The sequence below is a fragment of the Exiguobacterium sp. s138 genome (assembly GCF_018618775.1).
GTDB lineage: Bacteria > Bacillota > Bacilli > Exiguobacteriales > Exiguobacteriaceae > Exiguobacterium_A > Exiguobacterium_A artemiae.
Genome location: NZ_JACSMW010000002.1, coordinates 273,822 through 295,614 on the forward strand (window position 1 = coordinate 273,822; position 21,793 = coordinate 295,614).

Annotated in this window: 33 protein-coding genes; 24 read left to right on the forward strand and 9 right to left on the reverse strand. The window is 40.4% G+C overall.

Translation table 11 applies throughout. The features are described 5' to 3' along the window. The first annotated feature begins 27 nt into the window (after positions 1 to 27). From KNP91_RS05190 to nth, 6 genes are all read left to right on the forward strand, one after another. Positions 28 to 198: a YpmA family protein gene (locus tag KNP91_RS05190; RefSeq protein WP_012370646.1), complete on the forward strand. Its 171-nt coding sequence runs from the start codon at positions 28 to 30 to the stop codon at positions 196 to 198. Beyond that, positions 195 to 662 (forward strand): hypothetical protein, encoded by a 468-nt coding sequence (locus KNP91_RS05195; protein ID WP_214764380.1) that lies wholly within the window; start codon positions 195 to 197, stop codon positions 660 to 662. The genes KNP91_RS05190 and KNP91_RS05195 overlap by 4 nt, the downstream gene beginning before the upstream one ends. 15 nt (positions 663 to 677) lie before the next feature. Continuing rightward, a complete protein-coding gene (locus tag KNP91_RS05200) occupies positions 678 to 1,859 on the forward strand; it encodes a pyridoxal phosphate-dependent aminotransferase (protein ID WP_012370644.1) in 1,182 nt (393 codons plus the stop codon). 29 nt (positions 1,860 to 1,888) lie between these two features. After that, complete coding sequence (gene asnS / locus KNP91_RS05205) at positions 1,889 to 3,178, forward strand: asparagine--tRNA ligase (RefSeq protein WP_214849403.1); 1,290 nt, start codon at positions 1,889 to 1,891, stop codon at positions 3,176 to 3,178. Between the two features lie 71 nt (positions 3,179 to 3,249). Then, entirely contained in the window at positions 3,250 to 3,828 is a 579-nt protein-coding gene (locus tag KNP91_RS05210) for a DnaD domain-containing protein (RefSeq protein ID WP_012370642.1), read from the forward strand. Positions 3,829 to 3,831: 3 nt separating this feature from the next. Further along, entirely contained in the window at positions 3,832 to 4,500 is a 669-nt protein-coding gene (nth, locus tag KNP91_RS05215) for an endonuclease III (protein ID WP_214848923.1), read from the forward strand. A 45-nt stretch (positions 4,501 to 4,545) separates the two neighbouring features. On the opposite strand, the gene KNP91_RS05220 is transcribed toward nth, so the two are convergent. The 7 genes from KNP91_RS05220 to KNP91_RS05250 form a co-directional block, all read right to left on the reverse strand. After that, on the reverse strand, positions 4,546 to 5,436 hold the full coding sequence (locus KNP91_RS05220) for a DUF3800 domain-containing protein (protein ID WP_353048710.1): 891 nt from the start codon (positions 5,434 to 5,436) through the stop codon (positions 4,546 to 4,548). A 47-nt stretch (positions 5,437 to 5,483) separates the two neighbouring features. Continuing rightward, complete coding sequence (locus KNP91_RS05225) at positions 5,484 to 6,605, reverse strand: tyrosine-type recombinase/integrase (RefSeq protein WP_214848927.1); 1,122 nt, start codon at positions 6,603 to 6,605, stop codon at positions 5,484 to 5,486. A gap of 114 nt (positions 6,606 to 6,719) precedes the next feature. Then, a complete protein-coding gene (locus KNP91_RS05230; RefSeq protein ID WP_214848928.1) occupies positions 6,720 to 7,565 on the reverse strand; it encodes a hypothetical protein in 846 nt (281 codons plus the stop codon). Positions 7,566 to 7,569: 4 nt separating this feature from the next. Continuing rightward, positions 7,570 to 8,052, reverse strand: coding sequence for a hypothetical protein (locus KNP91_RS05235; protein WP_214848930.1), 483 nt, complete (start codon positions 8,050 to 8,052; stop codon positions 7,570 to 7,572). Positions 8,053 to 8,147: 95 nt separating this feature from the next. After that, complete coding sequence (locus KNP91_RS05240; protein WP_214848932.1) at positions 8,148 to 8,633, reverse strand: hypothetical protein; 486 nt, start codon at positions 8,631 to 8,633, stop codon at positions 8,148 to 8,150. Between the two features lie 251 nt (positions 8,634 to 8,884). Continuing rightward, entirely contained in the window at positions 8,885 to 9,370 is a 486-nt protein-coding gene (locus tag KNP91_RS05245; protein ID WP_214848934.1) for a hypothetical protein, read from the reverse strand. A gap of 173 nt (positions 9,371 to 9,543) precedes the next feature. Continuing rightward, positions 9,544 to 10,467 carry a hypothetical protein gene (locus KNP91_RS05250; protein ID WP_214848936.1) on the reverse strand — a complete coding sequence of 308 codons (924 nt, stop codon included), beginning with the start codon at positions 10,465 to 10,467 and terminating at the stop codon, positions 9,544 to 9,546. A 36-nt stretch (positions 10,468 to 10,503) separates the two neighbouring features. Here KNP91_RS05250 and KNP91_RS05255 point away from each other — a divergent pair, with 36 nt between their 5' ends. Beyond that, positions 10,504 to 10,701, forward strand: coding sequence for a hypothetical protein (locus tag KNP91_RS05255; RefSeq protein WP_214848939.1), 198 nt, complete (start codon positions 10,504 to 10,506; stop codon positions 10,699 to 10,701). Between the two features lie 58 nt (positions 10,702 to 10,759). Here the strand turns inward: KNP91_RS05255 and KNP91_RS05260 are convergent, their stop codons facing one another. Next, positions 10,760 to 11,392: a DUF4352 domain-containing protein gene (locus tag KNP91_RS05260; protein WP_214849436.1), complete on the reverse strand. Its 633-nt coding sequence runs from the start codon at positions 11,390 to 11,392 to the stop codon at positions 10,760 to 10,762. A 238-nt stretch (positions 11,393 to 11,630) separates the two neighbouring features. Between KNP91_RS05260 and KNP91_RS05265 the strand changes: the two genes are divergently transcribed. Then, positions 11,631 to 11,813: a hypothetical protein gene (locus KNP91_RS05265; RefSeq protein WP_214848942.1), complete on the forward strand. Its 183-nt coding sequence runs from the start codon at positions 11,631 to 11,633 to the stop codon at positions 11,811 to 11,813. An 82-nt stretch (positions 11,814 to 11,895) separates the two neighbouring features. Here the strand turns inward: KNP91_RS05265 and KNP91_RS05270 are convergent, their stop codons facing one another. After that, positions 11,896 to 12,321, reverse strand: coding sequence for a helix-turn-helix domain-containing protein (locus KNP91_RS05270; protein ID WP_214848947.1), 426 nt, complete (start codon positions 12,319 to 12,321; stop codon positions 11,896 to 11,898). 193 nt (positions 12,322 to 12,514) lie between these two features. On the opposite strand from KNP91_RS05270, the gene KNP91_RS05275 reads away from it, so the two are divergent. From KNP91_RS05275 to KNP91_RS05350, 16 genes are all read left to right on the forward strand, one after another. After that, a complete protein-coding gene (locus KNP91_RS05275) occupies positions 12,515 to 12,700 on the forward strand; it encodes a helix-turn-helix domain-containing protein (RefSeq protein ID WP_214848950.1) in 186 nt (61 codons plus the stop codon). 67 nt (positions 12,701 to 12,767) lie between these two features. Further along, positions 12,768 to 13,061, forward strand: a complete 294-nt coding sequence (locus tag KNP91_RS05280) for a helix-turn-helix domain-containing protein (RefSeq protein WP_214848953.1) — start codon at positions 12,768 to 12,770, stop codon at positions 13,059 to 13,061. Next, on the forward strand, positions 13,048 to 13,335 hold the full coding sequence (locus KNP91_RS05285) for a hypothetical protein (RefSeq protein ID WP_214848956.1): 288 nt from the start codon (positions 13,048 to 13,050) through the stop codon (positions 13,333 to 13,335). The genes KNP91_RS05280 and KNP91_RS05285 overlap by 14 nt, the downstream gene beginning before the upstream one ends. A gap of 100 nt (positions 13,336 to 13,435) precedes the next feature. Then, positions 13,436 to 13,588 (forward strand): hypothetical protein, encoded by a 153-nt coding sequence (locus KNP91_RS05290; RefSeq protein WP_214848958.1) that lies wholly within the window; start codon positions 13,436 to 13,438, stop codon positions 13,586 to 13,588. A 52-nt stretch (positions 13,589 to 13,640) separates the two neighbouring features. Next, positions 13,641 to 13,889 (forward strand): hypothetical protein, encoded by a 249-nt coding sequence (locus KNP91_RS05295; RefSeq protein ID WP_214848960.1) that lies wholly within the window; start codon positions 13,641 to 13,643, stop codon positions 13,887 to 13,889. After that, on the forward strand, positions 13,886 to 14,023 hold the full coding sequence (locus KNP91_RS05300) for a hypothetical protein (protein WP_214848962.1): 138 nt from the start codon (positions 13,886 to 13,888) through the stop codon (positions 14,021 to 14,023). Before KNP91_RS05295 ends, KNP91_RS05300 begins: the two co-directional genes overlap by 4 nt. Positions 14,024 to 14,035: 12 nt before the next feature. Then, positions 14,036 to 14,980, forward strand: coding sequence for a YqaJ viral recombinase family nuclease (locus tag KNP91_RS05305; RefSeq protein ID WP_214848964.1), 945 nt, complete (start codon positions 14,036 to 14,038; stop codon positions 14,978 to 14,980). A gap of 15 nt (positions 14,981 to 14,995) precedes the next feature. After that, positions 14,996 to 15,907, forward strand: a complete 912-nt coding sequence (locus KNP91_RS05310; RefSeq protein WP_214848968.1) for a recombinase RecT — start codon at positions 14,996 to 14,998, stop codon at positions 15,905 to 15,907. Between the two features lie 11 nt (positions 15,908 to 15,918). Then, complete coding sequence (locus KNP91_RS05315) at positions 15,919 to 16,821, forward strand: DnaD domain protein (RefSeq protein ID WP_214848971.1); 903 nt, start codon at positions 15,919 to 15,921, stop codon at positions 16,819 to 16,821. 12 nt (positions 16,822 to 16,833) lie between these two features. Further along, positions 16,834 to 17,067, forward strand: a complete 234-nt coding sequence (locus tag KNP91_RS05320; protein ID WP_214848974.1) for a hypothetical protein — start codon at positions 16,834 to 16,836, stop codon at positions 17,065 to 17,067. Beyond that, positions 17,064 to 17,300 carry a hypothetical protein gene (locus KNP91_RS05325; protein WP_214848976.1) on the forward strand — a complete coding sequence of 79 codons (237 nt, stop codon included), beginning with the start codon at positions 17,064 to 17,066 and terminating at the stop codon, positions 17,298 to 17,300. The genes KNP91_RS05320 and KNP91_RS05325 overlap by 4 nt, the downstream gene beginning before the upstream one ends. 157 nt (positions 17,301 to 17,457) lie before the next feature. After that, complete coding sequence (locus KNP91_RS05330) at positions 17,458 to 17,901, forward strand: hypothetical protein (RefSeq protein WP_214848978.1); 444 nt, start codon at positions 17,458 to 17,460, stop codon at positions 17,899 to 17,901. A gap of 97 nt (positions 17,902 to 17,998) precedes the next feature. Next, positions 17,999 to 18,982: a hypothetical protein gene (locus KNP91_RS05335; protein WP_214848979.1), complete on the forward strand. Its 984-nt coding sequence runs from the start codon at positions 17,999 to 18,001 to the stop codon at positions 18,980 to 18,982. Positions 18,983 to 19,046: 64 nt separating this feature from the next. After that, a complete protein-coding gene (locus tag KNP91_RS05340; RefSeq protein WP_214848981.1) occupies positions 19,047 to 19,550 on the forward strand; it encodes a hypothetical protein in 504 nt (167 codons plus the stop codon). Between the two features lie 72 nt (positions 19,551 to 19,622). Next, positions 19,623 to 20,627, forward strand: a complete 1,005-nt coding sequence (locus KNP91_RS05345) for a hypothetical protein (protein WP_214848983.1) — start codon at positions 19,623 to 19,625, stop codon at positions 20,625 to 20,627. A 596-nt stretch (positions 20,628 to 21,223) separates the two neighbouring features. After that, positions 21,224 to 21,655 carry a hypothetical protein gene (locus KNP91_RS05350; protein WP_214848986.1) on the forward strand — a complete coding sequence of 144 codons (432 nt, stop codon included), beginning with the start codon at positions 21,224 to 21,226 and terminating at the stop codon, positions 21,653 to 21,655. Positions 21,656 to 21,793 lie beyond the last annotated feature (138 nt).

Genomic DNA, 21,793 nt, shown 5'->3' on the forward strand with positions numbered 1-21,793 from the left:
ATGTAGAAAAATGAGGGAGGATATAAGATGGATTCGAAAATCGAGACGCTAGCAACCGTCAAGGTCAACCGCCATGACGATACGTACAAGATTGTAGACTTATTGAATCGCACGCTGAAAACAGAAGATTTGATGTTTGGTCTGGCACTGGACGAAAAAGATAAGGAGCAGATGGTCTTTACCATCTACCGCACATGAAGTGGAAGATCGTCATCGGTCTGATCGGCTTCATCCTTCTGATTACGCTGATTGGGACGGGCGTGTATCAATTCACCGTCGCTGAAGCGAAAGAACGTGAACAAACCGTCGCCATTCAAGCGGAAGCACGCTTGAAAAAAGAATTGGCGCCGAAACAGATTCAATTTGACCATGTATTTAACGGAAAAACCCAGTATAGTGTCTTTACGATTGAACAAGATGGTCAAGCGTTACGGGCATTCGTTCCGAAGACAGGAAAAATCGAGACGAGACGTGTCAAAGATGGAATGAAGATTGCCGATGTCATTCGACAAGCGGGTAATCCGGAAAACATCGTTTCAGCGAAATACGGTTTTGAAAACCGGGCGCTGATTGAAATTGTCACCAAAACGGCGACCGGCTACGACTATTCGTACTATACCTATCAAGAGGGATCCTTCATCAAACGATTACGGATCAATTAAAAAGGAGTGGACAGGATGTTATCGAAACGGGTACAACAACTGACACCGTCAACGACACTGGCGATTACTGCAAAAGCGAAAGCATTGCGTGAAGAAGGACAAGACATCATCGGACTCGGTGCAGGCGAACCGGACTTCAACACTCCAGAATTTATCATTCAAGCGGCCTTCGCAGCTGCGGAAGCGGGCGATACGAAATATACCCCGTCCGGCGGAACGGTTGCCTTGAAAGATGCCATCATTGAAAAAACACGCCGTGATTTGTGGGTATCCTATGACCGTTCGGAAGTCATGGTCGCGTCAGGCGCGAAACATGCTTTGTCGACGTTGTTCCAGGCGATTTTAGATCCGGGCGACGAAGTCATCGTCCCGGCCCCTTACTGGGTCAGCTATCCGGAACAAATCAAACTGAGTGACGGTGTGCCGGTCATTCTTGAGACGACGGAAGCCTCGCGCTTTAAAGTGACGCGTGATCTACTCGAACAGCACATCACACCGAAGACAAAAGCGCTTGTCTTAAACTCTCCTTCAAATCCAACAGGGATGGTCTATACGAAGGAAGAGCTTGAGATGGTGGCAGAAGTGGCGATTGCCCATAATCTGTTGGTCATCAGCGATGAAATTTATGAAAAACTGTTATACAACGGCGTGACGCACTTATCGATTGCAACGTTACCGGATATGCGTGAGCGGACAGTCATCATTAACGGCGTTTCGAAATCGCATGCGATGACGGGCTGGCGGATTGGTTATGCCATCGGACCGAAAGACATCATCAGCGCGATGACAAATCTCGCCAGTCATTCGACGTCGAATCCGACATCGATCGCCCAAGCAGCATCTGTCGCTGCCTATGCGGAAGGGGATGCACCGGTCGAGGCAATGCGTGTCGTGTTTGAAGAACGGTTGGAACAGATTTATGACCGCTTGATTCAGATTCCGGGTTTGACCTGCCTGAAGCCGGAAGGTGCCTTTTACCTGTTCCCGCACGCCTTACAGGCAGCAAAAATGTGCGGATTCTCAAATGTCGATGACTGGTGTACGGCTGTGTTATCCGAGGCGAAAGTCGCCTTGATTCCGGGCTCAGGCTTCGGAGCACCAGAATATGTCCGGTTATCGTATGCGACAGACCCGAAACGGGTACTCGAGGCATTAGACCGGATTGAAGGATTTATCACGGCGCATACTGCCGTTTAATAGAGAGAGGATGTTGACTTTTGAAAGCAATGATTCGGGATGTAGAAAAACACGTAGGTGAAGAAATCACGATCGGTTGTTGGCTCGCGAACAAACGATCAAGCGGGAAAATCGCGTTTCTTCAATTACGGGATGGTTCAGGGTTTATGCAAGGTGTCGTTGTCAAAGAAACAGTCGGTGAAGAACTGTTTAAGACGGCTAAAGGATTGACGCAGGAAACATCGATGTGGGTAACGGGTACAATCAAATCGGACGGCGGACGGACTGCCATCGGCCACGAAATGGAAATCACAGCGATTGAAGTGATTCATGAAGCAGTCGATTATCCGATTACACCAAAAGCTCACGGAACGGACTTCCTCATGGATAACCGTCACCTCTGGTTACGGTCAAAACGTCAGCATGCCGTCATGGTCGTTCGGAACGAATTGATTCGGGCGACATATGAATTCTTTAACCAGGAAGGATTCATCAAAGTCGATCCGCCGATTTTGACAGGAAGTGCACCGGAAGGAACAACGGAATTGTTCCATACGAAATATTTTGATGAAGATGCGTACTTGTCGCAATCAGGACAACTGTACATGGAAGCGGCCGCAATGGCACTTGGAAAAGTCTTTTCGTTTGGTCCGACTTTCCGGGCGGAAAAATCGAAAACACGCCGTCACTTGATCGAGTTTTGGATGATGGAGCCGGAGATGGCGTTTTACGATCATGACATGAACCTCGAAGTCCAGGAAAACTATGTATCGCATCTTGTTCAGTCGGCGTTGAAAAACTGCCGTCCGGAACTCGAATTGCTTGAGCGCGACCTGACCGTTCTTGAAAACATCCAAGCGCCGTTTCCGCGTGTGAAGTATACGGAAGCGATTGATATGTTGAAAGAACAAGGATTTGACGACATCGAGTTCGGAGATGATTTCGGAGCACCACACGAAACGGCAATCGCCAATACATTTGCCCGTCCTGTTTTCATCACACACTGGCCAAAAGCCATCAAACCGTTCTACATGAAGGAAGATCCGGAAAACCCGGGCTTCGTGTTATGTGATGATTTGATTGCGCCGGAAGGCTACGGTGAAATCGTTGGTGGTTCACAACGGGAAGAAGACTTCGAGAAGTTACTTGCCGGCATGAAAGAACATGATTTGGATGAAACCGGTGCTTATAAATGGTACTTGGAAACACGTAAATATGGATCAGTGCCGCACAGTGGTTTTGGACTCGGACTCGAACGGACAGTCGCCTGGATCACAGGAGTCGAACACGTCCGGGAGACGATTCCATTCCCACGTCTGCTGAACCGGTTGTATCCGTAATAGTGATCGAAATCGACCCATCCCTCGGACGGGTCGATTTCTTGCTTACTTTAAAGAATCGAGGAAGTATCATGGATCATAATTTAATTCAGCTTTTTGAGGAAGGAACGGTTGTCCTCCCTAAGCGATTGTTCACAGAAGCAAAACGTCTTGGCATCAGTTTCGTCGAGTTTACGCTGATCGGACAATTGTTTGCCTGCCGTGCCGAAGGGATGGAGATGCCGTCACCAGAGGAACTCAGCAACCGGCTTGGACTCTCGGAGACGGAAACGATCGAGACGACACTTGGATTGCTTCAAAAAGGATTACTCGCGATGGAAAACGTCGCCGGTTCGGAACGCTATTCGCTGGTGCCGCTCTATGAAAAATTGATGGCACCCCCGGAACAGGAAGCACCGAACTTCGATACGATCAATCCATCGGTCTTCCAACATTTTGAGCGCGAACTTGGGATGATGTCCCCGTTTCAGATGGAACAGATCATTCAGTGGTTGACGATTGAAAACATTGCAGAAGAGCTTGTCTTGGCCGCATTACGGGAAGCCGTTTATCATAACGTCCGGAAAATGACCTACATCAATCAGATTTTGCGGACATGGGAACGGGAAGGGATCAAGACGCTCGAAGATTTGGCAACGAGAGGGGGCTGACACATGTTACGAAAAGCAGATATTGATCGAATCGAATCGACACTTGAAGAGATGTTTCCGGAAGCGTTTTGCGAACTGATTCATCAAAATCCGTTTGAACTGGTCGTTGCCGTGGCCCTCAGTGCGCAAGCGACCGACATTTTGGTCAACAAAGTGACGCCGGGTCTGTTTGCCGCTTATCCGACGCCAGACCGCTTGGCGGCAGCGCCGGTGGAAGAGATTGAAGAAAAGATTAAGCGGCTTGGTTTGTATCGCAATAAAGCCAAAAACATCAAAGCGTTAGCGGAGCAATTGCTGGTTCTTCATGGTGGGGAAGTCCCAACCGATCGGGCGGGACTTGAAGCGTTACCGGGTGTCGGCCGGAAAACGGCGAACGTCGTATTGTCCGTTGCCTTTGATGTGCCGGCCTTTGCAGTCGATACACATGTCGAACGGGTCTCGAAGCGTCTTGGGATTTGCCGCTGGAAAGACAACGTTATGCAAGTGGAACAGACACTAATGAAACGGTTTAAGCGGGAACGGTGGTCGAAGTTGCACCATCAGTTCATCTTTTTCGGACGGTATCACTGTAAGGCACAACGACCGAACTGTCTTGAGTGTCCATTGCTCGATATGTGTCGGGAAGGGAAAAAGCGTACGAAAGGGTTACTGCCGCCTGTTGAGGGCGAATGACAAAACAGCGTCCTGCCATTTTCGGCAGGACGCTGTATTTTTGTATCATCCGTTCCACGGTGTATCGGACCACTCGCGGCGCTTTTTCGTAATCGGAACCTTTTTGAAACCCCAGTTTCGGAAATCTTGGTCCGGACTGTCACGGCGGATATAAATCTTATTTTTGATGGCTTTGAAAATTCGGTTTTCGTCCCCATAATGGACAAACCGCGGTTTTACCTCAATCACGCCGCGGCGGACGCGGGAGAGAGGGAGACAGACAAGATCAGCAATCTCAAGACCGGATTGGTAGAGGTCGCTATCTTTTTCAGCAAAAATAAATCCTTTGATTTTTTGACGGCTTTTCTCCACGTCCAGATGAACGGTACCGGAATTGAAAATATCAAAAAATGCTTTTTGAATCAACAGGTTCTGATAATCGTCCCGGCTTTCGAGTACAACACGGGCGCTTGTCGCTTCCGTCTCCTCGAGAAACGCGTAAAACGATTTCATCAAATGGGCAAATGCAACGACGTATGGATCTTTTGGTGTCGAATAGAATTCCTGCAATTTTTGTTTATCGACTTCGACACTGACAATCGTACAGTCGATATCGACCAAGAAGTCCGGCAAAGCGACCCAAAAATGACGTAACATATCAATCGTAATCCCGTCTTCTTTTCCATATGGGTGTTCCGCCTTTAAGATTTCTTTCAGGTGCAACGGAATATGCGGATCTTCGAAAACAGACGATTTGAATTCCATTAATCGCTTGCGTAATGGACTTGGTTCGCCGGTTTCGTCGGAATCAATAGCGTATTTATACTCCATCAAGACCCCGGTCAGATTAAACTGGGTATTTCCTTTTGGCGTGCCCGTCTCATCGACGAACATGACATATTTTTTGGCTGTTGGGTTTGTAGGTCTCGGAAACCCTTTAGTATCAACGCTTTTCACGTTTCTTGGTTCTCTCTTATTCAAGCGAATCTCCTCCGATTGCACAATTATTGCACACTTTTTTTGAAAACGAGCACATTTGCGGCCTCTTGATGCAACTTTATACTAACGTGGCTGTATAAATCCATCGTTATCGCGTAACTCGCATGACCCAATCTTTCTTGCACAACTTTTGGATGCACACCTTGCTCGAGTAGGAGGGTAGCATGTGTATGCCGGAGATCATGGATGCGGATTCGCGAGACGCCGGCTAGTTCCGTCAACCAGTTAAAAGTACGATGGACGAGCGTCGCGCTCAAAGGTGTCCCGAGTGTATTCAAACAGACATATTCGTCCTCATTCCGATATCCCTTGCTCAGCTGGTGCGCTGCTTGTAGCTTTTTCATGCTCTTCAAATAATCGATCGTAGCATCACTGAGCACGATAAGGCGAGAACGGCCGTTCTTAGGCGCTTTCTCGTTTTGATGAGCAGAACGGTTATGATCCGCGACGGAACGCTTGACGAGTAACGTGTGCCCTTCAAAATCGATATCTGACCAGCGTAAGGTGATGGCTTCACCAATTCGCATCCCGGTATGCAGGATTAAGATGATTGGCAGGGCGCGGATTTCTTTTTCATGCGTCTGGATGAATAGCTCGCACTCCTCTTGGGTCCATACCTGGTGATTCTGAACGGCGCGTCGTCGATCCTGCGCGAGACCACTGCTCGGATCCTCCTTGAGGTACTCCATCTCGACAGCATACCGGAAGAAGGCGCGGACTTGTTGCAACATCGTATTGTAGCTGTTCGAATTCCAATCCCGTATCTCTGCGTACTTCACCAAGACATCCGATAGATGATGTGTCCGGACGTGCTCAATCTTCATCTTTCCAAGTTCCTTCTCGAGCAATCCTGAAACCTTCCGACGGTTGTAAAGCGTCGCCTGTGCGAGTTGGGGAGCACGGCGTTCGAAGTAAATCGCAAGTAAATCCGTGACGGTCAATTTCACACGCTTTTTCTTGATGGCTCCGCTCTCGCGTTCCTTGAGTAACTTGGCTACCCAGTATTCTAGCTCTCGTTTCGTGTTCGCTCGCTTGAAACGCTGAATGCGTCTTCCTCGTTCATCGTATCCTAGACTTATCCTGGCTTCCCATTTACCAGAAGTGGGATTCTTTTTTATGTTCGTCATAAATCTTTATCCTCCTTTCTAATTTAAGAATTAGTATTTATAAAAAATAAAAGTACTAAAAATTAATAGCATATTGATACTACTAAATTTTTAGTACTTGAGTTTGAATTAACTTCACATTACAAGTCTTAATAATTGTGAACGTTCTATAATTTTGGTGTTTTTACGGATGAATTCAAAAATTTCATGGGTGTAGTGTTCTTCAATGTCGATTAGGTAGTCTATGTTAAATCTGGATTCGTATGTTGCAAATCCTATTGTACAATCTGGTATGTCAGCTTTAGAATGTTCGAGTACATCTTTCATGTATAATACTTTATTGTAATCTCTTTTCCCGTTGCTTGTTTCAGTCTCAACATATCTTTTTACAGCATACATGAATGAATTAATGGAAGATTTACATTCTATTGCTTCTACTTCTAGTATTTCTGAATTTTCACCAACATTAACAAATATGACGTCGATATCATTTTCTTTGTTTTTTAATTTTTTAAGTGGAGTACCCACTTGAATTACTGGGCTCATGAATTTGATATATTCATCGTGCTTTTTTGGTAGTGAGGGACCAGCGTAATGGACAAAATCTTCTAAAAAAATTCCTCTGAAGTCGCTAACTTTATTCAAAGGTAAAGATAAGATTTCTAAAATGAAACCATAAAATTCGGAATGTTTCTCAATAACTTCTGTGGTTTTCATTGAAACAGATTCATTCAAATCTTTTATTAAAATAGCTGGGATTTTTTCAAGTAGTCTTGGTCGATTTTTATTAGCGTAGTCTTCCTCATTAGAAGGTATGACTATATCTTCCATGATTGAAAAGAATGGTTTGTAGTATTGTATATTTTCTCTGAAAAATATATTTGTATTCTCGTAAATCTCACCAAGTTCTGTAATTAATTTTATTCTACTATGTGCAGTTCTTCGACATATTGGTCTGTAATCAGAGTTTAAAGTAGCCATGATATCACTGTATTTCCTTTTGATCATTTTGGGAGCCGCGCTTTAAGTCATCAGGTAAGAGCACATCTTCATAGCGTGTAGATGCTAAAATCATATTACCTAAATCTCTTGTTTTGCTCCAAACCTCTTCAATGACCATATCTCCAAATACTTTATGATATTCATCTTGAGCGTTAGCGTGTTTATCGTATAGTCTTTTTTCGTCTAATTCCTCTGGGTTGAATTTAACTTCTATGTTGTGTTCAATTGAAGCAACTATGTAGGGATTGTTTTCTTTTTTTGCATCAGAAAATTCAATTTGAAATGTTGCTATTTGTTCGCAGGTTTCTTTATCTATTCGAATAGGTCTGCTTAAAGCAATATTTATTCGACCTCGCACGTTGAATTCTTCTTTAAAAAAGTAGTCATTTTCAGACTGAATAGCTACGTCTATTACATTAAAGCTTCTTAAAAAGTGATTAATACTAGATATTGTCGATTCTTTCATTTGTTATCCTCCTTATTGTTATAAATAAACATAGATGAGAAACTTTTTTAGTGTCTCATCTATGTCTATGAAGCAGAATATTAATTTGTGGATTATTAATAAGACGGTACAATCTCTTCGTTTAAATACGGAGCCATGCGAGTTTTAGAGAAAAAATCTTCATTCTCATTTTGCAAATCTGAAAGCGCTCTTGTAATATCATTAGCAAACAAAATTGCATCGAACTCGTTATTTAGGTCATCCTCGAGAATTCGATTGAAGTAATGATTTTGAGAGTGGAGCCATTCTCTCATATATGAAGGGTCAGAGTATGAAGAAGGTGTAACTAAGCTTTCTACTATAAAAGATACCGTATTGTGAGTCTTTGTTATCTTAGATTTGTGATTAGGATTTAATTCTGGGTTTTGGAATTTAGGACTATTAATGAAATCCGATAATTGATTGTTACTTCGCTTAGTGAGAATTTTGAAAATACAGAACTCTTTTACAACATCTGCAGTACCGACAGAAGGATTGTTATTATAGCTGACACTTATAACATGGCTAGGAATAAGTCCACCGACATCTCTAGTAAATGACATTTAGAATCCCCCTTTTTTAAAAAATATTTGTAGTAAGTTTCTTTATTGCCGTTTGTAATAATAACATAGAGTATTGAATTAGAAGATAAATATGAAAAAAAAGCTGTGCTTTATGGTACAAATGAACTAAAAATAATTAAATTGCAACACTATTTTAAAAGGTACTTTCCCCAATTTGTAACTATGTAGTCATATCAGAAAGAGTTATTTTAAATTGAATGTGTTCTTATTTAAATACATTTTCTGAATTTTTACTGAAGTAATAACATTTCACATTTAGTAACTAAGTACGCGAGATTTTCTGTGTTTACATTTCTGATTATGCATTTCTTTTTATTGAGTCCTTCATTGTAAGTAATATAGATGACACCGAGTCTAAAATCAGTAGGCTCATCAAGTGGAGAAATGACGATTTCTGAGTCAACTTTCTCCACCATTTCTATTGGGATGCGCTCTAAAGTAGCGCTAGTAGACAGTCTGAAATTATGAAGTGTCAGCACTATTTCTTTTTCCATCATTACCATGAAACCGTGCTTCACAATTGTTGGTTGCACTGGTTCGAAGCTATAGATAAGATCAATCGGGTTGAAGTGTTTATTTAATTCTTCTATCGTGACTTCATAGAAGATACGTTCATTTTCAGAGAAGTCCATCTTGATCTCATTCATGGCAGCTAACGTGACCGGAAACTTGATTAATGCAAGTCTTTCATTTAACTTCGCGAAACTACTGAACATAATAATTCCCTCCGTTTTGTGAATGGTGACGGACTTCTTCATAGTACAAGTTTAAGTGATGAAGTTATTGTAATGCTTTATATTAATTCAATGTTCAACTTAAATTTGAGATTTAAATTATGTAGTTAAAGCATCCAATTATCTTATCGGATGCTCTAATTTGAAATCAAAAATTAATTTAAGGTTCTATAGATAACAATCGGTCTAAACATATAGTCGCCTGAGTTAGTCTCAGTAACTTCTGTCAAAAAACTTTGATCCAGAAATTGTGATAAGTTACTCATTAGTTTTTTAGGGTTATCTAATATCTCATCACTTACAACTGTTTTGTTATTTGTTGTTTTAATACCCAAAACATTGAATTTAGGTGTCATTCCGAAATCATTAACTAAAAACTTCATAGAATATCTCATCCACTTTTCATCTAACACTCCATGTCTATTTTTTCTTCTAATCGCATATGGTGTCGGGAAAGTTGAATTCATAACTTTTAATATCGCTTTTGCTTGTGGTGAGATTGTATTTATAACGTCTAAAGTTTTATCAGCATCCTCAATTAATCCGGTTCCAAACAATTCGGCGTATGCGTCTAGTTTTTCCGATAATGTATTTGAGTAATCAAGCAAACTCCATTCTTTATCTAATGCTAAGAAATAATCACTTTGGCCATTAGATGTCTTCGTTATATCAGCGACAGTTTCAATAAACATTTTAATCGCATAATCATGTAAAGCAACTTCTATTGCTTGTTCCGTATAAATAAGGGAGTCTTCTCCACGTTCAAGTCCTTCGATAGTTACTGTTAATTCCCCATCACTCTTTTCATCACCACCAACACCTAATTTAGAACCAAACGCGCCTAATTCTAACGTCGGACTACCTTTTTTAAGAGCGTTTCCTTGTGCTGTTATGGATGAAGTACTTCTATCTTCTTTCTTACCGTTTGTGTTAGAATTTGTTTGACGAGAAGTAAGATGAAGACCTTTACCGCTTTGCGCTAGAAAAGAATTGATAAAATCCATATCTGCGTAAAGATAATGTTGCATTGGCTTATTTTGATGAGCTCCAGACGAGTTTTGTCTTGATGGTTTTGACATGGCTTCCTCCAATTTATTCCGAAGAGGGTGAACTTAATGAGTTTGATGAAACGTTATAAGAAAGAGATGAAAGCTTTCGAACAACATAGTAAGAAAGTTGATAAATCCTACAATGATTTTCGTGAATCAGCAGAAGAACGGTTTAATCAGCGTTTAAATGAAAAATCAGATCCTCTTCCGAATAGCGTTTCTCAAAGTCCTTGGTTCGATGCTCTTCGTAATGGTAAATTTTAAATAATCTTTTTTTAGACGTTGCCGGCAACAACGTCTTTTTTTATTTTTGGATATGATGTTACTTCACCTGAATCTCAACCGTATACCGATCAGCGAGTTGATTCAGTTCCTGGTCATGAGGAGCATCCAGGATGTACTTGATGCTTGTAATGTCTTTAGGTTGGGATTTTGCTACGAAAAGGATATTCCCGGACTTTTTGACTTTGCCGATGAATTCGCCACCAATCTGATCAGATAGGAATAGCTCGGCTTCGATTTGCTCTCCAGTATTCGTTGTAAGAGTGGCTTGTTCAGGATAAACACTGATCGTGTCATCACTCGTGTTTTCAAGCGTCATGTTGATCACGATAGTCGTAACTTCGTCTTGATCGCCGAATGTCGGTTTGAAAGCATCACTGACTTTTAAGCGTGAAGTTTGGATTTTATCAATTGAAAGATTGATCGGACCCAACTTTTCTTTGATGCCGAGACTTTTATTCGTGAAGTGGGGCGTCTTCTCACCAACCTCAGATTTTTCTACTTTCGGCTCTTCTTTGGCAGCCACTTCTTTTTCCTCAGACTTCGTTTCTTCTTTTTTCTCTGTCTTAGCTGCAGTAGTAGGTTCTGATTTTTTAGTATCCGCACTCTCTTCTGCACAGCCAGCTAGCAAAAGAGCAGCGGTTAATGATGTTCCGATGATTAATCGTTTCACAATAATTCCTCCTGTAATATACATTTCCCTTCATTTTACCAATTAAAAAGATGTATAAAAGTATTTCCTTTTAATAAAAAGGGAAGGTTTGGCAACAACCGTCCGACAGGTTTCGACAAAATTAGATTAATATTGTCGAAAAGTTTTTGATGCGAGCGAAGTATGGCAACTTGTAAAAAGAAAAACGTTCCCTCATAATAAAACAAGAACATAAGTTCTCGTAAAAGGTGGGGATTAAATGGATAGCATGTATACTAAAAAAGTAATTTTAAAAACCAATGAAGGTTTCGAAGGACTTAGGGGATTTTGGAGTGACGAACTAGATGCTTATGTGATGTTTCGTAATCAAGATATTGTAGGTGCTGAAGAAGTTGAACTTTGGCACCCTAAATTAGATAAATTTAAAGACACAGCTGAGTGAAGCTGTGTCTTTTGCAATACTTTTGCTTTTTTAGTCTTTTAAAATTAATAAATATCATTATTTTTTACGTTTATGAGAAAAATTACAACTTCGTACTATTTGATTTATTGGAGGATTCAGAAAGAGCTAAATTAACTTGATCACGCATGTACTGAATAATCTTATCGATTTTTTGTTGATCCAAAGACTTGAGCTCTTCTTTAGAAAAACTCATGCCAATCATTTTATTTGCACGAGATACCTGTTCTATATATTCGCTTAAAGTTGTATGGGGATCGTCGACTCTCCCGTTGAGGTAGTCAAGTGATACTTCAAAGATGTCTCCGATTTGATTCAATACTCTGTGTGGTGGCATATCTGGATATTTAGGATTTTCGTATTTACTCATTAATGCTTTATCTACCCCAAGTTTTTTTGCTAATTCTATTTGCGTCATTTTCGGAACATGATTCTTTCTGCATGTTTTTATTCTTTCCGCCATTATCTCTTTTAATAAATCCTGATTCAATTTATACACCACCTTACGTAATTAAACGATGTCTATACAATGATATTACCTCAAAATAAGATGATTTTGTTTCAGAAACCTCAACAATAATCTAAATGGGAAAAATTATTGATCATTAAGTTGACATATACTCAACTTTTATATATTATCGAATTAAGTTGATAATATCTCAACAAAAGGAAGGGTGAGAAAATTGAATCGTAAAGTACTACTCAGGCTTAGAATTGATAAAAAATTAACAATTAGAGAGATGGCGAGGTTAATGGAGATGGATGCCTCATCATACTGGAGAAGAGAGAATGGTGAAACAAAATTCAGTGAAGTCGATATTTTAAAGCTAAAAAAAATATTTAATGTATCTTCAGAAATTTTTTTTTGAATGATAAGTTGAGTATATATCAACTTTTGGTGATTTTCTATCGGAATTTAATATTGGAGGTAAACAGATGTTATTTGACGAGAAAGAATTTAAAAGGATTATTGCAGACGGAATTGCAGAATCACTTGCAACGATTGCACGGAAGCGTGAGTATCTCACGGTACCGGAAGTATGCGAAGAGCTACGGTGCAGCCGAAGCATGATTGATAAACAGATCCGTGAGAACGGATTACCCATTACGCGTGTCGACGGGAAAATCATTGTCCGCCGCGAGCATTTATATGAATGGCTCGATAAACGAGTCGAAAGTAACAACTGGGACCAAACAATCGAAGGAGTGAGACAACATGCCACTTTATAAAAATCTTGATGTCTTAGCCAACATGCTCGTGGACCGGTTCCACGAAAACCCAACGCTTCAACCCTTGATCAACGTCGAGGACGTCGTATCAAGCATCCTCGTTGATGTGACCCGGGAGATGGTGGAAGAATCCGAGCAACATGCCTTGGTCCATTTCAAACAGATGGTCAAAAATGATCCGATTATCGTGATTGATGCCGTCAATAAGAAGCATGTTCTCAGCCACATTCGATATGCGTTTGCTTCGAATGGACACCCGATCATGCTGAAATGAATGCATATGTCATCTATGGTTTCGGATTGCTCGCTTTCGCCATTGCATTCGGCGGCTGGTGGTGGGATGAACGAGATCGACCTTGAAAGGAGGTGAGTACATGTCACCGGAAGCATTCGTCATGATGGCGGCCGTCTGGGTCGTCTCACTGATTGCCGTGGTTCCCGTCTTCATCATTGAAGGACGTGAGGAGCGAAGGTTGGAGCAAGAACAAACGGACAAGAAAAAAAGCCACCACTCAAGAGAGCGATGACCACTTTTGCGTAGGACCTTAAGTGTATCACGCTCCGGACAGGAGGAAAACCATGAACACAATCAATCGAGCGCAACGTATCGGGCGTCTGCTGTTCATCAAAAAGCAGAAAGCAGCCATTGAAGTCAATCGCACTAATGAATCTGTGGATCATACCATCGCAGAGTTAGAGAAGACGCTATCACGTTTAGGGTTCGTGCTCGGCACATACGCACCGGCTTATTCATTCGTCCAGGTACTTCAAAACCAAATCGAGACGTTGAAAGTTGCTTTAGACACGGTGAAGGAGGAGTCAAAATGACGACCAACCACTGTAATGATTTCGTCGAAGATTATGAGTCAGGTGACACTACCACTGAACCGGACTTCGATACGTTCGAGCTGGATCCGGAACTTAAGGAACAGCTGGCCGACTATCGAAATGCCATCCTATAAGGAGGAACGAAGATGAACATTTTAGTGAAGACGAAAGACATGGAGAAGAACGAATGGCTCGAGTGGCGTAAAAAAGGGCTCGGCGGGAGTGATATTGCAGCCATCGCTGGTCTGAACAAATACAAGTCAGCAATGAGCGTTTATCTCGAAAAAACAGGAGAGGTAGACATCGAGGATACAGCAGGTGAGGCCGCCTATTGGGGCACCGTGATGGAAGATGTTGTAGCGAAGGAATTCGAAGCACGCAGCGGACAAAAGGTTCGTCGCAAGAATCACATGATTCATCACCTAGAGCACCCATACTTGCTCGGAAATCTTGATCGCGTCCTGATTGGCAAGAAGGAACTACTCGAATGTAAGACGGCATCCGCTTATCTCAAAGAAGAGTGGAAAGACGATGAGATTCCGGCAGCCTATCTGATTCAAGTTATGCACTACCTCAATATCACCGGATACGAAGCCGCATGGATTGCTGTACTGATTGGTGGCAACCACTTCATCTATAAACGAATCGAGCGTGACGATGAACTGATTCAATACATCACGGACATCGCCTCAGATTTTTGGAATAATCACATCCTCAAGCGTATTCCACCTGCATACGACGGTACTGGCGCATCGAGTGACCTGCTGAAACAGTTGTTCCCAATGGCAGAAAGTGATTCAGAAATTGAATTGCCAGATGATGCAGATGATCTAATCGATGCATATCGCTTTGCCAAAGTGCGTGAAGCAGAGTTGAAAAAATCAGTACTCGATGCGGAAAATCGTCTCAAAGGAATGATTGGTGAGGCGGAAGTTGGTATCACACGTAACCATCTTGTTCAGTGGAAGAATACGAAGCCTCGCGAAACATTCGATACAAAGTCGTTCGCAAAAGACCAACCGGATCTATATGAAAAGTACGTCAAAATCGGAAAACCGACACGCCGCTTTACGATAAAAGAAACGAAATAAGGGAGGGCATTAATCATGGCCAAAACATCAGATATCAAAAATCAACTCGCAAACCGGGCTTCTCAAGCACCGGCACAACAAGATACGACACCTGAGCAAGGACTTCAAAACATGCTTGCCTCAAACTTCAAGGCGATTCAATCTCTCGTACCAAAGCATGTCACGCCAGAGCGTTTGGCGCGCCTCGGTTTGAATGCAGCGACACGTAACCCAAAGTTGTTCGATTGTGATCCAGCGACGCTCGTCGGCGCCATTGTCAATTGCGCTGCACTCGGCGTCGAGCCGAATCTAATCGGTCATGCCTACATCCTTCCATTTTGGAATGGTAAGACGAAGCAAATGGAAGCCCAATTTCAACTAGGTTTTAAGGGAACGATCGATCTTGCACGTCGCTCCGGAGAGCTCAAGCAACTGTACACACATGAGGTCTATGAAGGAGATAATTTCCACTATTCTTATGGTCTGAACAAGGATTTGCATCACGTTCCTTGTGGTGAAGATGACCCAAGTAAGGTCACACACTTTTATGCAGTGTATCACCTCAAAGACGGCGGATCAGACTTCGTCGTTATGACGCGGAACCAGGTTGAGAAGCACCGTGATCGTTTCACGAAATCGAAAGATAAAAGTGGAAACGTCTTTGGACCATGGAAAGACCATTTCGTGGAGATGGCGAAAAAGACGGTCATCATTAAATTACTGAAGACCGCACCACTTTCGATTGAGCGGGAGGACGGACAAGTTCGCCAAATCGGTGAACTCATCAGTGCCGACAATTCAATCAGTGTGGTCAAAGAATCAACTGTTGCGCAGACGGGATTCCTCGAAAACCAATATGTCGACACGGTGGCAGAACAGACAGAACCTGAAACATTGAACAAAGAAGAGGATCCATTCGATGGGCAGCAGTTCCCCTTCGACGTGTGAGGTGACGGAATATGAGCCAAGATCGAATTCACGATAGTAACACGATTCCATTCACCATGATTCCCCACGAGGTCGTACGCGACAATGCGACCTTTGGGGACATCTATGAAAAGATGGTCTACTTCGTTCTCAAAAGTCATGCGGTCAACGGGACTGGAGCCTTCCCTTCGTACGCGACGATTGCAAAAGAAGCGCAGTGTTCAAGGTATAAAGCAATCAATTGCGTGAAAGCTCTTGTTTGTAAAGGACTCGTCCGAAAAAATGCTAGAAAGAACGATGATGGGAATCAGACAAGTAATATTTACACCATAGAAAATTTCGTTACTGGTAATTCACAACGACTAGGAGTGGTCACTGACGTTGACCAGGGTAGTCAACCACAGAGACTAGGGGTGGTCACTGACGTTGACCCTAAGAATAACCCTATTAAGAATAACCCTTTAAGTAATTCATCATCATCAGAGGACGCCATTAATAATCCCGATGATCTTTCAAAATTAGTCAGCTTCTTTCAAAAAGAAATCGGGCTGGCATCCAGTTACGTCATTGATGATATTCAGCATACGCTCGCTGAAAGTTCCTATGAATTGATTCAGTACGCACTCGAACAATCGGTTCTCAACGATGTCCGGAACTGGAAGTATGCAAAAGCAATAATTCGGAAGCTTGCTGATAAGAAACTATTCACACTCGAAGCCATCCAGTTGCATGAGTCCAAACGGTCAACTTCTCGATCTACGAAAGGGTTCGGTCGTAATCGTCGAAATGCCCCGGATATGGAAGAACCGGCATGGGTCGCAAAAGAGAAAGAGGACCAACAAGCATTCGAACAACGAAAAAAGCAGGAGCTTGAAAGTAATGTTCCGGATGACTCGGAAGTCCAGGAACTACTTCGCTCGCTTCATCAGGACTAGGAGGAATGATGCATGCAGTTCAGGTTGACGGATATCAGTGAGAAAGGACTTGACCGGCGTATCGCGGACCATGAGAGCCGCGGCGCCAGGCTCGTCCGGCGTGATCAATTCGTAAAAGGAAGCAAGCAGTTCTCGAAAGAAGAATTCTCCGGTCGTGTCAGGTTCGTTTCTCGAAATGAATATGTTCGGTATGTCGCATTGATGGAGCTTCCGGAGCGGAAGCCAAGGAAGGGGATAAGGCGATGAAAACACTCGTTTTTCGGAAGAAGCATGATCACCGTGAAGAAATCCTGTTCATCTCAAATCAAATCCGTCGTCATACGTTAGTTGCTGGTCGATTGGTCCAGGTGGAGGACGGACTTCGACCAATCAGCATCGCGGTCATGCTGTCGAGAGAGCGAAAGGATTGGACGCTCGAAGGTCGCTCACTCGATGAACATGAGGTGTCACGGCGATGGCCCGACCGAATCAGCGAATAAAGTACAGCGGAACGAAACCGCAATTATTCGAGCGTTACGAAAAGAAACAGTACATAGTGCTGTACATCCCAGATGCCACACAACATGAAACGCAAAAGATGATCAAGGACGGCTGACGACCGCTCCGACTCTAAAACGAAAGGAAAGACGGCACTGCATGGAATATATCGCACATAAGTTGACGAAAGCACAACGCGTTCTCGTTGAGAACAAACTGAAAAGCCTGTATACGTTACCTGCCCGCATCGAATCGTTAAAGGCCCGCTCAGCTCCCTCGATCACGGCCGGCTATCAACCGAGCGAGGTACAGCGGAACAGTCGACCGTCGAGCAGTGTGGAGAAAGCGGTCATGCTGCTTGAACAACTCCGGCAGGCAGAAGCAGAGCAACGACTCTTGCTGCGGATCCGTGAAGAACTCGACGAGACTGACCCGGACTTAAATGAGATTTGGAATCTACGGTACCGGCCGAAATTCAAGTACACGGATAACGTCGTCATCGAAATGATGCGCTACGGCAACCGGAACACGTATTACGAGGCGAAGGACAAATTACTCGGCATCGTCGCCGATCGCTTCGGTGTTTGGGATGATTATTATTAACCATAATAGTCAAGAATTGAATTAATAAAAATGGGAATGTTTCAAAAATAGTATATTATTAAAATAACATTTTTTTTTGGAAGGATGATTGCTAATAATGGAAGGTATGGGAACTCGAAAATCTAGACTTGATAAAAATAGAGGTGAATATAATAATTATGACGAAAATGAGAATAATAGATTTAATAAAATAAATGAAAATTTACATCTAATAATTAGTTTGGGTGGATTTGCATTGACAATGTGTTATTACCACTATGCATTGTATAAAATTAGAATTGCAGAATATTGGGGACATCCTAACTTATTATTAAATGAGAATCAATCAGTTGAAGGAATAAGGGTTTTCCAGGTATTGATTTTGTTGATGATAGTTGGATTTTTAGTATTTATCATTTTAATAAGTGCTAGTAAGAAAAACAACAAGCAATTTGATAGGGTTGGACAAAAAATGTATTGGGTTATGATATTAATCTTACTTGGCAATAGTTTTTTTTATTTGAGACGTTCTTTAGAAAATTTTAAAATTTCTAGGGCAGAAACAGAGTACTATCTTGATTCAAACTTCTATGGTGATTCTCAAATTATATGTATGTGTTTTATTTTTATTTTATTAACTGTAATCATAATTTATAAGACCAAAATATCAATAGATTGTTTTAAAAATGAAAAAGTATTTTATCTTGTACCTAGTAATCTAAGTTTCACACTCCTCATTGTTGTAATTGTATCAACAATTGTTATTCTACCGTTTCAAATGATAAAGTCAGATATTGAAAATACTAACGTAGAAGGTGACATACAAATTGTTACATTTACCAATCAGTACATAAAGAAAAATCCGGAAGTTGAAGATGAAAAATTTTATATTGTAAGTGATAATAAAAATGTTTTTTTGATTAGAAAGATAACAAAATGCAGTAAAATAAATAACCCAATTTATTGTTTTGAAAATGAATTTAGAGATATTAAATCTGAAGAAGTAAAAAAAATTTCAAATATGCGATTTTGGAAAAAGATTGATGGAAATAAAAGATTAAAAGCCGTATGGATAATTAAGCCTCAAACGCCCAAACTTTGAAAATTTTAAAGAAATATGCTCAAATTAATTTTTCATTTTATGAAATATTGAAGGAGATATTATATTGTCAATTCTTACTGCTTTACAGTCTAAAGAGTTCATTGCCTCTATTACCACACTAGTATCAACGGTAGTTGGGGCATTGATTGCAATATATGCAAATTCTAAAAACCAAAAATCTTCTGCTAAAAGAAAGTATGGAGAAGAGGTTCTAATCGAAGTTTATATTCCCTTGATGGTTATTGTAGAAGACAAAGCTATTAACGATGCGGAATATCCGGGCTTAGACATTGATGATATAAACTCAATGTTGAGAGTGATTAGAAATAAACTCCATCTTGTGGATCGAAAGTTGTATAAAATTTTATACAGCTATCAATGGGAAAATAGAGAATCATGGGATTACCTTTCAAAAGAAGAGTATAAAAATCAAGTATATGATTTAGATAGAGAATTCCTTGATCGTCTTTACTATGTGATAGAAAATACTAAAAAAGAAATTGGAGTTTCTTATGATAAATCTATAAAAAAAAATAAAATAAGATGGCGAAATAAAAATTCAATTTAATACCACTCTTTTGAAACTATTATCCTCCTGTATATTAAAATTGTCATATTATAATGGGAGTTGAAGGCACTGATGAAAAATTTGTGGAGAGAAATGAATGAGTTTTTAAGAAAAAAATATATAAAACCAATTCTAGTAGGTTTATTAACAATTCTTCTCGTTCCGCTAGTCGTATCATTTCTGATGGAGTCTCCCTTAATGAATTGGGGAAGTCAAAAAGCAGAGTCATGGATGAGCTTTTGGGGAGGATATTTAGGTGCTATTTTAGGGATTATTGGAGCAATTACAGCGACTACTTTGCAAATTAAAAGTCAAACAAATCAAATTGTAATAGCTGCAAAAGAAAATGATAAACTCGAAAGAAAACGTATTAACCTTAATTTGAAAATAGAAAAAAATGTTGAATTATTCAAAATTTTTGTTGAATTAAAAAGTACATTGTTGAAATATAATCACATTGCAAATGAACTGATTTTTGAGCAAGAAAATTTGATTGATAACTATATTAAACATGCATCCGCATTAGAAAAATTACAAAGTGCGAACATTGAGAGAAATATATATAAGATCGTTAATAATAAAGTAAACGAATCTGACGAAGAAATAAAAGAAAGTGAGATTAAATTTAGTAGGATAGATGAAATTGTAGATAAGAATAATGAAAAAATAAGTTTATTAAAAAATGAATTAAATCAGATAAGTTCATCTTTACATGCCATTTCAACAGATATAATGGCTAACATAATTTTTATTGATGAAAATTATGAGTACTCTAAAATAATTGAGAAATACATAGATATTGTTCAAAATGAATTATTTGAAATGGGTAATTATACTTATTATGAGGATGTAGCTGATTTATATGAGTTTTTAACAAATAGGGCAGAAAAATTGAATTATAACTATGAATCAATGAAAGAGTTAGATCATTCAGTTAGTTATTCCTATAGAGCTTATATGAAACATTTAGTTAGTCAAATTGAAGACGATATTTCAAACGATATTAATACTGAACTTATGAAAAACGATGGTTCTAAAGATATGAAAAGAAGGAGAAAAAAGCAAAAAATAAAATAAACTATGATACATTTTTGATACAATCTTGATACGAAAACTTGCCAAATACGTGATATTCTTTCTATGTAGACGAAGCGGGTGCGACGACGGTTGCATTGTTCTACAGGACCATTACTCACATATCAAGCGCCTTGTGACGGACAGGGCGCTTTTTTTGTATGCAGAAATATCCGGATGAGTGAACTTGACTTCCCTTAGTCAGCCTATCGGTCGATTCCATGTCATTCCCCAAATGCTTGCAATGATTGGTCTCATCCGGATATTTGTACATATAAAGGATTGAAACGTATGAAAGACAAACCATTTCTGATCTGCTGGTACGTAAATATGAATCATAAAGATAAACAAACAGGAGCAGTAAAGAAAATCCCGCAAAGTGATTGGTTGAAATACCTCTGAAAAAAAGAAATCGAGCGAAGGAGATGATTCGCTTCTTGCCAACAACGTATGACGCAGCCAAGAGAAAACGTAAATCAAACACGAGGGCCGAGTAGTCGTACGTTGTTAGGAGGATGATGTACTAATAGGAAGATAAAGGATATAATGATACAATATTTAGGACGGCAAAGCCGATCTTGAATATGGGGTTGATTAGCGTGGAATGGAAGAATGCTGTTGCAGAAAAAATTTCGCAAACTATGTTTTTAAAAAGTACTAAAAATTTTGACGGTTTAAAGGTCTATGTAAAATCCCAGATTGAAAATTTATGTAGAGAATTATCAAGTAAAACAGGAAATAATGGTGGATTAGAAGTTACTGAACATGATGATGGAACTTACGATTATATTATTCCTTCCTTAGATGAAAAAGAGAAGGGTTTCCAGGTAGAATATAACGAACGTGCTCAGATGATTACTATTAGAATTATTAACAATCTGAGTGAGCATAATTACAGTACTCTCGCAGAAATCAAACCTAAGCATAAGGGCGCAATTGTAAAACACATGAACTCTCTTAGGGATATCAAAGATGAAGAATTAATTTCTTCATCAGTACTAGATGCTATCTTTGAAAAAGCATTAACTTAATTCGTTCAAGCATCCTTCGGGGTGCTTTTTTTGTGCCTTGCAACCAGCTAATCGGAATCGGCCTAGTCGGTTCGTTGGAAAGCATAAGAGAGGAAATTATGGAATGTACAATTATTTCATACAAACAAGTTTCATAAG